This window comes from Bacillus sp. XB1 (assembly GCF_053557995.1).
Map to the genome: position 1 here is coordinate 951,512 of NZ_JBNRIL010000002.1, position 14,171 is coordinate 965,682.

A 14,171-nucleotide genomic window follows, 5' to 3' on the forward strand; every position below is an offset into this window, starting at 1 on the left:
ACGTGCTGATTGGAAAACGCTTAAATGACCGTTATAAGCTGCTGAAAATGATTGGTGGTGGCGGAATGGCCAATGTATATTTAGCTCATGATGATATACTTGGCCGAGATGTAGCGGTAAAAATATTAAGACTCGACTACTCAAATAACGAAGAGTTTATTAAACGTTTCCATCGAGAAGCGCAGTCTGTTACAACGTTGTCGCATCCAAATATTGTGAATATGTATGATGTCGGAGAAGAAGATGGTATATACTATCTTGTCATGGAATATGTACCAGGGCAAACATTGAAGCAATACATAATTGAGCGAGGGATGTTACCTATAGGAGAAGCTCTTGATATTATGGAGCAGTTAACATCCGCTATGGCACATGCCCATCATTTTGAAATTGTGCATCGTGATATAAAGCCGCACAATATTTTAATTCGAGCTGATGGAATAATAAAAGTAACAGATTTTGGAATTGCGACAGCTACAAGTGCAACAACAATTACACATACAAATTCAGTGCTCGGTTCAGTCCATTATTTATCACCAGAACAGGCACGTGGCGGGATAGCAAATAAACAATCAGATATCTATTCTCTTGGAATAGTTATGTTTGAATTGTTAACAGGAAGACAACCGTTTTCTGGCGAATCTGCTGTTGCCATAGCTTTAAAACATTTACAAAGTGAAATCCCATCACCAAAAAGATGGAATGAAAATATTCCGCAAAGTGTTGAAAATATTATATTAAAGGCAACTGCAAAAGATCCGTTTCACCGATATCAATCTGCTAATGCGATGAAGCGAGATATTGAAACTGCGCTATATCCAGAGAGGATAAATGAGCAACCATTTTACATACCGGAAGATATGGAAGCGACAAAAGCGATTCCGATTATTCAACAAGAACAATTATTTGAAAATGTAAGTGATGAAACGATTGTTTTAAAAGGGAGTAAGATGGAAGAACCGATAAGAGCAGAAGCAGCTGAGTTAGATAAGAAGAAAAAACGGAGTAGCAAGTGGCTTAAAGTTTTAATTTCAACATTTTTATTTTTAGCAATAGGAATAACATTAGCACTTACGGTTATTCCAGGATTATTTATTCCGAAAGATGTGAAAGTTCCTGATGTGGCTGGTATGAAATACACGACAGCTGTAAATACATTAGTAGAAAAGGGCTTTGAGGTGACGGAGCCTAATATTGTATATACAGATGATGTTGAAGTTGGGGATGTAATAAAAACGGACCCTGTAGCAGGAAGAGTCGTAAAAGAAAACGCTAAAATTACTATCTATCAATCAGGTGGAAAAAAGAAAAGTAAGATGGCAAATTTCACAGGTCAAAACTTTGAGAGTGTAAAAGCTGAGTTAGAAGAAAAATATAAACAAGTTACGGTAAATTATATTGAAAATGATAAGCCGAAAGGTGAAATTGTAGAACAAATTCCGACGCCTGATCAGATGGTTATAGAAGCGGAGCAAGAACTGAAAATCTGGGTAAGTAAAGGTCCTTATCAAATTAGACCAGGTGACTTTTCGGGGTGGACTGAAAATAGTGTAACTGGTTATTTGAATGAGAGAAAACTAACGTCAGATATAAAACGAGAGTATTCAGATACAGTCGAAAAAGGACTTGTAATTTCGCAATTTCCAAAACCAGGTACACCATTAAAAGAGGGAGATAAAGTAACTATTATTATCTCTGATGGTCAAAAGCCTAAAGTGACTAAAACGATAAAAGTGGACAATATCTCTATCCCATATGAGCCTGCTGTAACAGGTGAAAAAAAGCCGCAAACAATAGAAATTTATAAAGAAGACATGCAGCAAAAAATGGATAGACCGGTTGAAACGAGAACAATTACTGAATCAGCGACTATTTCTTTAGAATTTGTAATTCAAGAAGGTTCAAAGGGACACTATAAAATTGTACGGGATGGAGTAACGATTATTGATAAAGAAGTACCATATCCAACTCAATAATAGTGAAAGTCTACTTATTATTATTGCCTGTTATGCTGTCTACAAAGTGGACGGTATAGCAGGCAAAAATATATGATTCAAAAAGCTAGTAAAGTGATGCAGCTGTAAATATTTTTTTGCATTTAATGGGAAATTCAATGTATATTAGCGAAAGTATATATGGTAGGTTTTGAAATCGTTATTTGGAAAATTTAAATCCATTCATTTTTAAATTCAGCATCACCTTATACAAAAAAGGAGAATTCTATGCCAGAAGGAAAAATTATAAAAGCTTTAAGTGGGTTTTATTACGTGCAGCATGAAGAAGGGGTTACGCAATGTCGTGGGCGAGGTGTATTTAGAAAAAATAAAATTACACCACTTGTAGGAGACCAAGTTGTTTTTCAGGCAGATAATCCAACTGAAGGTTATGTGCTTGAAGTGTTTGATCGAAAAAATGAACTTGTTAGACCTCCTATTGCTAATGTCGATCAAGCGATCCTTGTGTTCTCTGCAGTAGAACCAGATTTTAATCCTGGACTGTTAGATCGATTTTTAGTGCTGATTGAATATCATAACATTAAGCCAATTATTTGTATTAGCAAGATGGATTTAGTAGATGAAAAGATGAAAGCAACTGTTGAAGCTTATGCGAATGATTATCGTGAGATGGGTTATGATGTTTTATTTACTTCTATTAATACGTCAGAAAGTATTGATATATTAAAACCATACTTAGAAAATTGTGTTTCTGTCGTTGCGGGCCAATCTGGTGTTGGGAAATCTTCAATGCTTAATGTGCTACGTCCAGAATTAGAGCTGAAAACAAATGATATTTCTTCCCATTTAGGACGCGGGAAGCATACGACAAGACACGTAGAATTAATTGCAATTGGGAGTGGACTAGTAGCAGATACACCGGGTTTTAGTTCACTAGATTTCATTGATATAGAAGTAGAAGATCTTACATATTGTTTTCCAGAGTTGAAAGAAGCGAGCCAATACTGTAAATTTAGAGGGTGTACACATCTTTCTGAACCGAAATGTGCGGTGAAAGCTGCGGTTGAAGAAGGGAAGATTACAGAATATCGCTATAAGAACTATAAACAATTCGTAGAAGAAATTAGAGAGAGAAAGCCGAGGTACTAGTTATGATTAAAATTGCACCATCGATTTTATCAGCAGATTTTTCAAAATTAGGGGAAGAGATTAAAGATGTAGAAAAGGGCGGAGCGGATTACATTCACGTTGACGTAATGGATGGACATTTCGTACCAAATATTACGATTGGACCGTTAATTGTAGAAGCAATCCGTCCGATTACATCATTACCATTAGATGTACATTTAATGATTGAAAATCCTGATAACTATATCCCGACTTTCGCACAAGCGGGAGCGGATATTATTACTGTTCACGTAGAGGCGTGTCCGCATCTACATCGTACAATTCAGTTAATTAAATCTCATGGTATTAAAGCGGGCGTTGTATTAAATCCACATACGCCAGTTTCAGTGATTGAGCATGTATTAGAAGATATAGATATGGTATTACTTATGACAGTAAACCCTGGATTTGGTGGACAGAAGTTTATCCATTCTGTATTACCGAAAATTAAACAAGTTGCAGACATGGTGAACGAGCGCAATCTAGAAGTGGAAATTGAAGTTGATGGTGGTGTAAATGCTGAAACAGCAAGACTTTGTGTGGAAGCAGGAGCAAATGTACTTGTAGCTGGGTCAGCAGTATACAATCAAAAAGACCGCGGTGAAGCAATTCGCGTAATTCGTGGGTAGTGATGAACTTTTATCCTAGTAAGGCATTTATAGGATAGGATAAAAATATGTAAAAAGGCAATCTACCGAATGGCAGATTGCCTTTTTACAATGGGAGGAGAAGAAAAAATGATTATTCATATTTTGGCAGGAGGACCTTCGGAATATTGCGCAGATTTTGCTCGATACGAGAATGAGGAAGTAGTGTGGGCAGCGGTTGATAGGGGAGTATACCGTCTATTAAAGAAAGGGATTACCCCGGCTGTTGCGTTTGGAGATTACGATTCAGTTACTGAAGAAGAATTAGTATGGATGGGACAGCAAACGAACGAATTACATATTGTTCCGCGGGAAAAAGATCAAACGGATTTAGAAATTGCAATCAACTGGGCATTAGAACAGAAGCCGGCACTAATTCGTATTTTTGGTGCTACTGGTGGAAGGCTTGATCACGGTTTGGCAAATATACAGATGCTTTTAAAAGGGTTAGAAGTAGAGATAGAAATGTGTATTGTGGACAATAAAAATGAAATAACAGTTAAAAAAATGGGTACACATATAATTGAAGAAAATAAAAATTTTCCTTATGTATCTTTTGTACCAGTTACTGAAATAGTGGAAGGGATTACATTGTTTGGTTTTAAGTACCCTCTTACTAATAAAACAATAGAGTGGGGATCAACACTTTGTATTAGTAACGAACTCGTTGAGGAAAAAGGTACTTTTTCATTTACTTCTGGCATATTAATGTTGATAAGAAGCACTGATTGAAGAAACAATTTTGCTCCTTACATCATATAGTGACCAAGTGGAGTAATGGGGATTAGGAGGGAAACCATGAGATTTTATACAATTAAGTTACCTAAATTTCTTGGTGGAATAGTTCGTGCAATGTTAAATACCTTCAAAAAAGATTAAAAAAAGCACCTATCACCGGTGCTTTTTCCATTGTTATAGTAAAAAAAGAGCCTATCGGCTCTTTTTTTTATTATTAAACACGTTCGATTTTGCCAGATTTTAATGCTCTAGCAGAAACGTAAACACGTTGAACTTTTCCGTCGATGCGTACGCGAACTTTTTGAAGGTTAGCGCCCCATTTACGTTTTGTAGCGTTCATTGCGTGAGAACGAGAGTTACCAGAACGAGCTTTTCTTCCAGTAATAGCACAAACACGAGCCATTTATATTTCCCTCCCTTGATACCTTACCATACGTAATTTTTCAATGTTAGTCTTTTATGCGATGCTAAAAACACTACTATAATTTAACACAACTAAAAAGAGAATGCAACACCGTAGAAAAAAGAAATCAAGAAAATTTACTTGACACTATATGTCAATGAAGAAAAGTTGAAATCCATAAAAATTGCTTGACATATTATAGTGGTACATGTTGTATAATAACAATGGACTATTTTGCTCATCATAAAAAAGTGTAATTTAAAACATAAAATATGAGAGTGAAAAGAAAGAACGATGGAATTTTCTTTAAAAAGATTATATGATAGTAACTAAAGTAGTCTAGCTCACTTTCACCATTTATGAAGGGGGAAACGAGATGTCAATTGAAATTAAAACGAAGTACGGTCAAATTGATATTAGTACAGATGTAATTGCAACAATTGCTGGAGGTGCCGCGGTAGATTGCTACGGTATCGTAGGTATGGCATCAAAAAATCAGTTAAAAGATGGATTAACAGACATTTTACGAAAAGAAAACTTCACTAGAGGTGTTATTGTTCGTAAAGATGAAGATGAAGTACATATTGATATGTATATTATTGTGAGCTATGGTACGAAAATTTCAGAAGTGGCACATAATGTGCAGACGAAAGTGAAATATACATTAGATCAAACTGTAGGACTAGCAGTAGATTCTGTAAACATCTACGTACAAGGAGTTAAAGTAATAAACTTGTAATGTGCATTAAGGAGGAAAATCTGTGTCAATTCAAAAAATTGATGGAAAACGTTTATCACAAATGATCATGCAAGGAGCGAATAATTTAACAAACAATGTTCAGCTTGTTGATGCATTAAACGTATTTCCAGTTCCAGATGGCGATACCGGTACAAACATGAACTTATCTATGACTTCAGGTGCGCGTGAAGTGAAAGCAAACCCTTCACAGCATGCTGGTAAAGTCGGCGTAAGTTTAGCCAAAGGATTATTAATGGGAGCTCGTGGTAACTCTGGAGTTATTTTATCTCAGTTGTTCCGTGGTTTCTCTAAATCCATTGAACAAAAAGAAGAATTAACAACAGTTGATTTTGCTGCAGCACTAGAAGCTGGAGTAGAGGCGGCTTATAAAGCGGTTATGAAACCGATTGAAGGAACGATTTTAACGGTTGCAAGAGAAACGGGTAAATATGCAGTAACAGTTGCGAAAAAACAGCGCGACTTTGTTTTGTTTATGGAAGACGTTGTGAAAGAAGCAAACGCATCGTTAAATCGTACGCCAGATTTATTACCTGTATTAAAACAAGTTGGCGTTGTAGATAGCGGTGGTAAAGGTCTTGTAGTGGTATACGAAGGATTTTTAGCTGACTTAAAAGGAGAAACGATTTCTTCTGATGCACCGACGCAACCATCTATGAATGAAATGGTACGCGCAGAACATCACCGTAGTGTACAAAGCCAATTGAGTACAGAAGATATTAAGTATGGATATTGTACGGAATTCATGGTGAAATTAGAGGCTGAAAAGGTGAAAGAGCATAATTTCTCTGAACAAAAATTCCGTGAAGATATTAGTGTATATGGTGATTCTCTACTAGTTGTGTCTGATGATGAAATTGTAAAAGTTCATATCCATGCAGAACATCCTGGAGACGCTATGAACTACGGGCAAAAATACGGTAGTTTAATTAAGATTAAAGTAGAAAATATGCGTGAACAGCATACTGCTTTATTAGATGAACCTACTATGGTTCCTGAACAACCAGCTCAATCGAAAGAAAAACAACCATATGGTATCGTAACTGTAGCTATGGGGTCTGGTATTAAAACTTTATTTGAGAGCATCGGCGCAACGAAAGTTATCGAAGGTGGTCAAACGATGAATCCAAGTACGGAGGATATCGTGAAGGCAATTGAAGAAGCAAATGCTGAAAAAATCATTATTTTACCGAATAACGGAAATATTGTAATGGCAGCAGAACAAGCGGCATCAGTTGTAGATCAAGAAGTTATTGTTGTTCGTTCGAAAACAGTTCCTCAAGGTATGGCAGCAATGTTAGCATTTAACCCAGTTGGAACGTTAGAAGAGAATGAAGAAAACATGCAAGAAGCTTTATCTCATGTGAAAACAGGTCAAATTACGTATGCTGTACGTGATACGGAAATTGATGGTGTAGCAATTCAAAAAGATGATTTCATGTGTATTGTAGATGGGAAAATTGTATCTACAAATGCTGAAAAAGTAGGAGCTGCGAAGCAATTACTAGAAGCGCTTATTGATGAAGATTCTGAAATCGTAACGATTCTACAAGGTGAAGATGCAACTGACGAAGAAGTAGCGGAGTTAGTTGAATTTGTAGAAGAGAAATTTGAAGATGCAGAAGTAGAAGTGCATGCTGGAAACCAACCAGTGTATTCTTTCATCTTCTCTGTAGAATAAGATAAGATTCGTTTTGAAAATAAATGGATTACTTACTTGCTAATGGATAAGAAGTAGTAATATGAAGTTTATTACTAGTTTTTATTCAAAAGGCTAGCATATTGAAGAGAGAAAAGAGCCTTGCTGCTAATAGTGAGGCTCTTTTTTACTTGTTTTATATAAGGGATTTGAGTAGTTTCTCTTAGAATGCCTATGATAGAATATATAAGGTGAAAGAGAGCGATTACAGATGCTAATTGGTACTCAAATAAAATGCAATAAAGAAAATAATGTGACGGGGTGTGAGAATCTTGAATGATGTTGTACAAGTTCCTGTTACGGATGTAAAGGGGATCGGAGGAGAAACATCTGAGTTACTACATGAGATGGGTATTTATACAGTTTCTCATCTATTAGAACATTTTCCATACCGTTATGAAGATTATGCGATGAAAGATCTTGCTGAAGTAAAGCATGATGAACGTGTAACGGTTGAAGGGAAGATTCATAGTGCTCCTTTGCTGCAATATTATGGTAAGAAGAAATCGCGTTTAACAGTTCGTGTTCTCGTCGGTCGTTATTTAATTACGGCGGTATGTTTTAATAGGCCTTACTATAAGCAAAAATTAAAGTTAGATGAAACGGTAACGATTACTGGTAAATGGGATCAACATCGTCAAACAATTGCTGTATCAGAACTTCATTTTGGGCCGGTTGTACGTCAACAAGAAGTGGAACCTGTTTATTCAGTAAAGGGGAAACTTACAGTAAAACAGATGCGTCGTTTTATTGCTCAAGCGTTAAAGGAATATGGAGATTCTATAGTCGAAGTGTTACCGGATGGTTTGTTAGGGCGATATAAATTATTACCAAGATATGAAGCGCTTAGGGCATTGCATTTTCCGGTAGGACAGGAAGATTTGAAGCAAGCGCGTCGCCGTTTTGTATATGAAGAATTTTTCTTATTTCAGCTGAAAATGCAAACGCTCCGGAAAATGGAGAGGGAAAATTCAAAAGGGACGAAGAAAGAGATTCCGTCAGTAGAATTACAAGAATTTATCGATGCACTGCCGTTTCCATTAACGGGTGCGCAGCGCCGAGTTGTAGATGAAATTTTGAAAGATATGACATCTCCTTATCGGATGAACCGACTATTGCAAGGTGACGTTGGTTCTGGGAAAACAGTTGTTGCTGCGATTGGCCTTTATGCATCGAAGTTAGCTCATTATCAAGGTGCTTTAATGGTTCCTACAGAAATTTTAGCTGAGCAACATTATCAGTCGCTTGCTGAAACGTTTTCGCATTTTGGTATGAAGGTGGAACTGTTAACAAGTTCTGTTAAAGGTGCGAGACGTCGAGAAATTTTAGCGAAGTTAGAACAAGGAGAAATAGATATTCTGGTTGGAACGCATGCCTTAATTCAAGATGAAGTTATATTTCATAGGTTGGGTCTCGTTATTACAGATGAACAGCATCGATTTGGTGTAGCGCAGCGCCGAGTTTTACGGGAGAAAGGTGAAAGTCCAGATGTATTATTTATGACAGCGACACCAATTCCGCGTACGCTTGCAATTACTGCATTTGGAGAGATGGATGTTTCGATAATCGATGAGATGCCAGCAGGTAGAAAGGTGATTGAAACATATTGGGCAAAACATGATATGTTAGATCGCGTTCTCGGTTTTGTTGAAAAGGAGATAAAAAAAGGAAGACAGGCATACGTTATTTGTCCTCTAATTGAAGAATCTGAGAAACTTGATGTGCAAAATGCTATCGACTTACATAGTATGCTGACGCATCATTACCAAGGGAAATGCCAAGTTGGATTGATGCATGGGAGATTATCGTCTCAGGAAAAAGAAGAGATAATGGGACAGTTTAGTGAAAATAAAGTGCAAATTCTTGTATCGACAACAGTTGTTGAAGTAGGTGTGAACGTACCGAATGCGACTGTAATGGTTATTTATGATGCAGAACGTTTCGGTTTATCGCAGCTTCATCAGCTTAGAGGGCGTGTCGGCCGTGGTAGTGAGCAATCATATTGTTTATTAATAGCAGACCCTAAATCAGAAACAGGGAAAGAAAGAATGCGCATAATGACTGAAACAAATGATGGATTTGTATTGTCAGAAAAAGATTTAGAATTACGAGGTCCTGGAGATTTCTTTGGGAGTAAGCAAAGTGGCTTACCAGAATTTAAGGTTGCTGACATGGTACATGATTATCGAGCGTTAGAAACAGCAAGGCAAGATGCGGCGATACTAGTAGATTCAGAAGCGTTTTGGCACAATGATCAGTACGCTGCCTTGCGTACGTATCTTGATGGGACAGGTGTGTTCCAAGGAGAGAAGCTCGATTAAAGGGAGTCAACAAAAGTTTTTGTTGCATTCTACTTTTAATGATTATATACTACTGTTAGTACCTAGTCATAAAAATGGATGGTGCGGTATGAAAAAAAGAAGAAGTAAAAAAGAAAGACAAGAGTTATTACAACAAACAATCGAATCAAATCCTTTTATTACGGATGAAGATTTAGCGGAAAAATTTCAAGTGAGTATACAAACAGTACGACTTGATCGTATGGAATTGTCTATTCCTGAATTAAGAGAGAGAATTAAACATGTAGCTACAAAGCAACATGAAGAAGATGTGAAATCTTTACCGTTAGAAGAGGTTGTTGGAGAAATTATTGATATTGAATTAGATAGACATGCAATCTCTATCTTTGAAGTAAAGGTAGAACATGTATTTAAAAGAAATCAAATTGCCCGTGGGCATCATCTGTTTGCGCAAGCAAACTCACTAGCTGTTGCGGTTATTGATGAAGAATTAGCTTTAACTGCAAAGTCTACCATTCGATACATTCGCCCTGTAAAATTAGGAGAGCGTGTTGTTGCAAAAGCGCGCGTTGAAGATGTAGAGAATGATAAGGGACGGACGGTTGTCAAAGTGCGTAGCTTCGTTGGAGAAGAACTTGTTTTTACAGGCACTTTTGAAATGTATCGATCTAGTAATTATAGTGAGGAAGGTAACAACTTATGAAAATCGCAATAGATGCAATGGGCGGAGATCACGCTCCAAAGGCTGTAGTATTAGGGGCAATGAAAGCTATTAAGGAATATTCTGATTTACATATTACGTTAGTAGGGAAAGAAGAGGAAATTCGTCAATACTTAACGAGTGATGAACGAATTACTATTCTTCATACAGACGAAAAAATAGAATCAACGGAGGAACCAGTAAGAGCGGTTCGTCGAAAAAAACAAGCTTCAATGGTGCTTGCGGCACAACAAGTAAAGGATGGAGAAGCAGACGCTTGTATATCCGCAGGTAGTACAGGAGCTTTAATGGCAGCTGGATTATTTGTTGTCGGTCGTATGGAAGGAATTGAGCGACCAGCTTTATCGCCTACAATGCCGACTGTAGATGGAAAAGGTTTTGTTATGTTAGATGTTGGAGCAAATGTTGATGCAAAACCAATTCATTTATATCAATATGCAGTAATGGGATCTGTTTATGCTGAGAAGGTAAGAGGAATTGAAAATCCTCGTGTTGGACTATTAAACGTTGGAACAGAGGATGGAAAAGGAAACGAGCTTTCAAAGCAAGTATTTGCAATGCTTAAAGATGCGCCAATTAATTTCGTTGGGAACGTTGAATCGAGAGATTTATTGCAAGGTGTAGCAGATGTTGTTGTATGTGATGGTTTTACAGGGAATGTAGCGTTGAAATCATTAGAAGGAACAGCACTTGCGCTATTCTCTATGTTGAAAGAACAACTAATGAGTTCGTTTACGAGCAAATTAGCAGCGGCGGTATTAAAGCCAAAACTTATGGTATTAAAAGATAAAATGGATTATTCGGAGTATGGGGGAGCTGCATTATTTGGATTGAAAGCACCTGTCATTAAGGCTCACGGTTCTTCTAATGACCAGTCGATATTTAGTGCGATTCGTCAAACGAGAGAAATGGTAGCGAAAGAAGTAATTCCTACAATTTCAAGCGTAATGGAGAAAGAGTCACTCCAATAAGAGGAGGATTTGAAATGGGAAAAATAGCATTTCTTTTTCCGGGCCAAGGTTCACAGGCAGTTGGAATGGGTAAACAATTAGCAGAGAATAATAAAGAGGTTGCAAAAGTGTTTGCAAAAGCAGATGAGGTGTTACAAGAGTCACTTTCAGAAGTGATTTTTGAAGGCCCGCAGGAAAAGCTTACATTAACAACAAATGCTCAGCCTGCATTATTAACAACGAGTTTTGCTATTTTGACAGCTTTGAAAGAGTATGACATTACACCTGACTTTGTCGCTGGTCATAGTTTAGGTGAATATAGCGCTCTTGTAGCAGCTGGTGCATTAACTTTTGAAGATGCGGTATATGCTGTAAGGAAACGCGGGGAATATATGGAAGAAGCTGTTCCGGGCGGGGAAGGTGCAATGGCAGCTATATTAGGTGCTGACCCACATATGCTGAAACAAGTTACAGAAGAAGTAACAAGTGAAGGATATGCAGTGCAAATCGCTAATATGAATAGTACGAAGCAAATTGTAATTTCTGGAACGAAGCAAGGCGTAGAGGTTGCTTCTCAAAGAGCGAAAGAAAATGGTGCAAAGAGAGCAATTCCACTAAAAGTAAGTGGGCCATTCCATTCTTCACTTATGAAGCCGGCAGCTGAGAAGTTCCAAAGTGTTTTAAATGAAATTACAATTCATGATACGAATATTCCTGTTATTGCAAATGTTACGGCGGATGTTATTACGCGTGGTGCCGACATTCAAGAAAAGTTAATCGAACAGCTTTATTCGCCTGTATTATGGTACCCGTCTATTGAATGTATGGTGAAGCAGGGAGTAGATACATTTATTGAAATTGGGCCTGGAAAAGTACTTGCTGGACTTATGAAGTCAATTGATTCATCAGTGAAAGCATATGCGATATATGATGAAGAGACATTAAAAGATACCATTTCAAATTTGAGAGGAGAAAACTGATGTTAAAAGGGAAGGTAGCATTAGTAACTGGCGCTTCACGTGGAATTGGTCGCGCGATTGCGATCGATTTAGCGAAACAAGGGGCAAATGTAGTAGTAAATTATGCAGGTAATGAACAAAAAGCAAATGAAGTAGTAGATGAAATTAAGAAATTAGGTTCTGATGCAATTGCGGTAAAAGCAGATGTTGCAAATGCTGATGATGTTACAAATATGGTGAAACAAACAGTAGATACATTTGGACAAGTTGATATTCTTGTAAATAATGCTGGTGTAACAAAAGATAATTTATTAATGCGTATGAAAGAAGAAGAATGGGATACAGTTATTAATACAAACTTAAAAGGTGTATTCTTATGTACAAAAGCAGTATCTCGTTATATGATGCGTCAACGTCACGGTAGAATTATAAATATCGCTTCTGTTGTGGGTGTTATAGGAAACCCAGGGCAAGCTAATTATGTTGCTGCTAAAGCGGGTGTTATTGGATTAACAAAAACATCTGCAAAAGAGTTAGCAAGTCGAAATATTACTGTGAATGCAATTGCGCCGGGCTTTATTGCGACTGATATGACGGATGTACTAGATGAGAATATTAAAGCTGAAATGTTAAAAGTTATTCCAGCTGCTCAATTTGGTGAAGCGCAAGATATCGCGAATGCTGTAACGTTTTTTGCTTCTGATCAAAGCAAATATGTTACAGGTCAAACGTTAAATGTTGATGGCGGTATGGTAATGTAATAAAAGAATCGATTTCACCTAGTTTTTTTGGTCAATATTTAATATAATATTTGAGGGGAGGTGAATGGAATGGCAGATGTTTTAGAGCGCGTAACAAAAATCATCGTTGATCGTTTAGGAGTAGAAGAGACTGAGGTAGTACCAGCTGCAAGCTTCAAGGAAGATTTAGGAGCAGACTCCCTAGATGTAGTAGAACTTGTAATGCAATTAGAAGATGAATTCGAAATGGAAATTTCTGATGAAGATGCTGAAAAGATTGCTACTGTTGGCGATGCTGTGACTTACATAGAGAGTCATCTATAATGCTTAAGTGAAGTCCCGTTTTTTAGCGGGGCTTTCTGGCTTATATCTGGAGGGACCTATGCCGTACCGAAAATATAGAGAAAAAAAATACGAAACAAAATATCGTGAAGCATTTAAAGTGTTTCAAGAAAAGATAGGTATTACGTTTACAGATGAAAAATTATTGATTCAAGCATTTACGCATTCATCGTATGTGAATGAGCATCGAAAAAAACCGCATGAAGATAATGAGCGTCTTGAATTTCTTGGAGATGCAGTATTGGAACTGACTGTATCACAGTATCTGTTTCAAAAATATCCGACAATGAGCGAAGGAGAGTTAACAAAACTACGTGCAGCTATTGTATGTGAGCCATCTCTTGTTCGTTTTGCGAACGAATTGTCATTTGGCAGCCTTGTTTTATTAGGAAAAGGTGAAGAAATGACAGGTGGACGTGAACGACCAGCTTTATTAGCGGATGTCTTTGAAGCGTTTATTGGTGCCCTTTATCTTGATCAAGGGCTAGAAACAGTTTGGGAATTCTTAAAAGAAATTGTATATCCGAAAATTAATGAGGGTGCTTTTTCTCATGTGATGGATTATAAGAGTCAGTTGCAAGAATTGATTCAGCGTGATGGCAGTGGCAATGTTGAGTATCAAATTTTGCAAGAAAAAGGACCAGCTCACAATCGAGAATTTGTGTCACGTGTTACGTTAAATAACGTAGCTTTAGGTCTTGGTAGTGGTAAGTCGAAAAAAGAAGCAGAGCAACAAGCTGCTGCAGAAGCATTGAAAAAATTAAAAGAACAACTATAAGGAATCCCCCTTTGA

The 14,171-nt window shown here is 37.2% G+C and carries 15 protein-coding genes; 14 read left to right on the forward strand and 1 reads right to left on the reverse strand.

The features are described 5' to 3' along the window. Positions 1-2: 2 nt before the first annotated feature. From pknB to spoVM, 5 genes are all read left to right on the forward strand, one after another. Positions 3-1,976: a Stk1 family PASTA domain-containing Ser/Thr kinase gene (gene pknB, locus ACK1U5_RS20320; RefSeq protein WP_000904742.1), complete on the forward strand. Its 1,974-nt coding sequence runs from the start codon at positions 3-5 to the stop codon at positions 1,974-1,976. Positions 1,977-2,222: 246 nt separating this feature from the next. After that, on the forward strand, positions 2,223-3,104 hold the full coding sequence (gene rsgA / locus ACK1U5_RS20325) for a ribosome small subunit-dependent GTPase A (protein ID WP_001113932.1): 882 nt from the start codon (positions 2,223-2,225) through the stop codon (positions 3,102-3,104). Positions 3,105-3,106: 2 nt separating this feature from the next. Beyond that, positions 3,107-3,751 (forward strand): ribulose-phosphate 3-epimerase, encoded by a 645-nt coding sequence (rpe, locus tag ACK1U5_RS20330; RefSeq protein WP_069605171.1) that lies wholly within the window; start codon positions 3,107-3,109, stop codon positions 3,749-3,751. A gap of 69 nt (positions 3,752-3,820) precedes the next feature. Beyond that, positions 3,821-4,501, forward strand: a complete 681-nt coding sequence (locus ACK1U5_RS20335; RefSeq protein ID WP_002062149.1) for a thiamine diphosphokinase — start codon at positions 3,821-3,823, stop codon at positions 4,499-4,501. A gap of 66 nt (positions 4,502-4,567) precedes the next feature. Then, a complete protein-coding gene (spoVM, locus tag ACK1U5_RS20340; protein ID WP_001213599.1) occupies positions 4,568-4,648 on the forward strand; it encodes a stage V sporulation protein SpoVM in 81 nt (26 codons plus the stop codon). Positions 4,649-4,721: 73 nt separating this feature from the next. Here spoVM and rpmB read toward each other — a convergent pair whose 3' ends face one another. After that, positions 4,722-4,910 carry a 50S ribosomal protein L28 gene (gene rpmB, locus ACK1U5_RS20345; RefSeq protein ID WP_000124776.1) on the reverse strand — a complete coding sequence of 63 codons (189 nt, stop codon included), beginning with the start codon at positions 4,908-4,910 and terminating at the stop codon, positions 4,722-4,724. Between the two features lie 376 nt (positions 4,911-5,286). Between rpmB and ACK1U5_RS20350 the strand changes: the two genes are divergently transcribed. From ACK1U5_RS20350 to rncS, 9 genes are all read left to right on the forward strand, one after another. Beyond that, a complete protein-coding gene (locus tag ACK1U5_RS20350) occupies positions 5,287-5,649 on the forward strand; it encodes an Asp23/Gls24 family envelope stress response protein (protein WP_000021109.1) in 363 nt (120 codons plus the stop codon). 22 nt (positions 5,650-5,671) lie between these two features. Next, a complete protein-coding gene (locus ACK1U5_RS20355) occupies positions 5,672-7,348 on the forward strand; it encodes a DAK2 domain-containing protein (protein WP_069605170.1) in 1,677 nt (558 codons plus the stop codon). A 290-nt stretch (positions 7,349-7,638) separates the two neighbouring features. Then, on the forward strand, positions 7,639-9,687 hold the full coding sequence (gene recG, locus ACK1U5_RS20360; protein ID WP_001000813.1) for an ATP-dependent DNA helicase RecG: 2,049 nt from the start codon (positions 7,639-7,641) through the stop codon (positions 9,685-9,687). An 88-nt stretch (positions 9,688-9,775) separates the two neighbouring features. Continuing rightward, the gene (gene fapR / locus ACK1U5_RS20365) at positions 9,776-10,369 is read left to right on the forward strand and encodes a transcription factor FapR (RefSeq protein ID WP_000747349.1); all 594 of its coding nucleotides are present in this window, start codon (positions 9,776-9,778) and stop codon (positions 10,367-10,369) included. Then, complete coding sequence (gene plsX / locus ACK1U5_RS20370) at positions 10,366-11,358, forward strand: phosphate acyltransferase PlsX (protein ID WP_000684100.1); 993 nt, start codon at positions 10,366-10,368, stop codon at positions 11,356-11,358. Before fapR ends, plsX begins: the two co-directional genes overlap by 4 nt. A gap of 14 nt (positions 11,359-11,372) precedes the next feature. Then, positions 11,373-12,317: an ACP S-malonyltransferase gene (gene fabD / locus ACK1U5_RS20375; RefSeq protein WP_000515910.1), complete on the forward strand. Its 945-nt coding sequence runs from the start codon at positions 11,373-11,375 to the stop codon at positions 12,315-12,317. After that, positions 12,317-13,057, forward strand: a complete 741-nt coding sequence (gene fabG / locus ACK1U5_RS20380; protein WP_000911769.1) for a 3-oxoacyl-[acyl-carrier-protein] reductase — start codon at positions 12,317-12,319, stop codon at positions 13,055-13,057. The genes fabD and fabG overlap by 1 nt, the downstream gene beginning before the upstream one ends. Before the next feature lie 69 nt (positions 13,058-13,126). Next, complete coding sequence (gene acpP, locus ACK1U5_RS20385; protein WP_000786062.1) at positions 13,127-13,360, forward strand: acyl carrier protein; 234 nt, start codon at positions 13,127-13,129, stop codon at positions 13,358-13,360. Positions 13,361-13,418: 58 nt separating this feature from the next. Next, entirely contained in the window at positions 13,419-14,156 is a 738-nt protein-coding gene (gene rncS, locus ACK1U5_RS20390) for a ribonuclease III (protein ID WP_001146875.1), read from the forward strand. Positions 14,157-14,171: the final 15 nt, after the last annotated feature.

Excerpts from the sequence above, each read along its gene's own strand:
- rsgA (WP_001113932.1), top strand. The coding sequence starts at position 2,223 with ATGCCAGAAGGAAAAATTATAAAAGCTTTAAGTGGGTTTTATTACGTG.
- rpe (WP_069605171.1), top strand. The coding sequence starts at position 3,107 with ATGATTAAAATTGCACCATCGATTTTATCAGCAGATTTTTCAAAATTA.
- ACK1U5_RS20335 (WP_002062149.1), top strand. The coding sequence starts at position 3,821 with ATGGCAGATTGCCTTTTTACAATGGGAGGAGAAGAAAAAATGATTATT.
- spoVM (WP_001213599.1), top strand. The coding sequence starts at position 4,568 with ATGAGATTTTATACAATTAAGTTACCTAAATTTCTTGGTGGAATAGTT.
- rpmB (WP_000124776.1), bottom strand. The coding sequence starts at position 4,910 with ATGGCTCGTGTTTGTGCTATTACTGGAAGAAAAGCTCGTTCTGGTAAC.
- ACK1U5_RS20350 (WP_000021109.1), top strand. The coding sequence starts at position 5,287 with ATGTCAATTGAAATTAAAACGAAGTACGGTCAAATTGATATTAGTACA.
- fapR (WP_000747349.1), top strand. The coding sequence starts at position 9,776 with ATGAAAAAAAGAAGAAGTAAAAAAGAAAGACAAGAGTTATTACAACAA.
- plsX (WP_000684100.1), top strand. The coding sequence starts at position 10,366 with ATGAAAATCGCAATAGATGCAATGGGCGGAGATCACGCTCCAAAGGCT.
- fabD (WP_000515910.1), top strand. The coding sequence starts at position 11,373 with ATGGGAAAAATAGCATTTCTTTTTCCGGGCCAAGGTTCACAGGCAGTT.
- fabG (WP_000911769.1), top strand. The coding sequence starts at position 12,317 with ATGTTAAAAGGGAAGGTAGCATTAGTAACTGGCGCTTCACGTGGAATT.
- acpP (WP_000786062.1), top strand. The coding sequence starts at position 13,127 with ATGGCAGATGTTTTAGAGCGCGTAACAAAAATCATCGTTGATCGTTTA.
- rncS (WP_001146875.1), top strand. The coding sequence starts at position 13,419 with ATGCCGTACCGAAAATATAGAGAAAAAAAATACGAAACAAAATATCGT.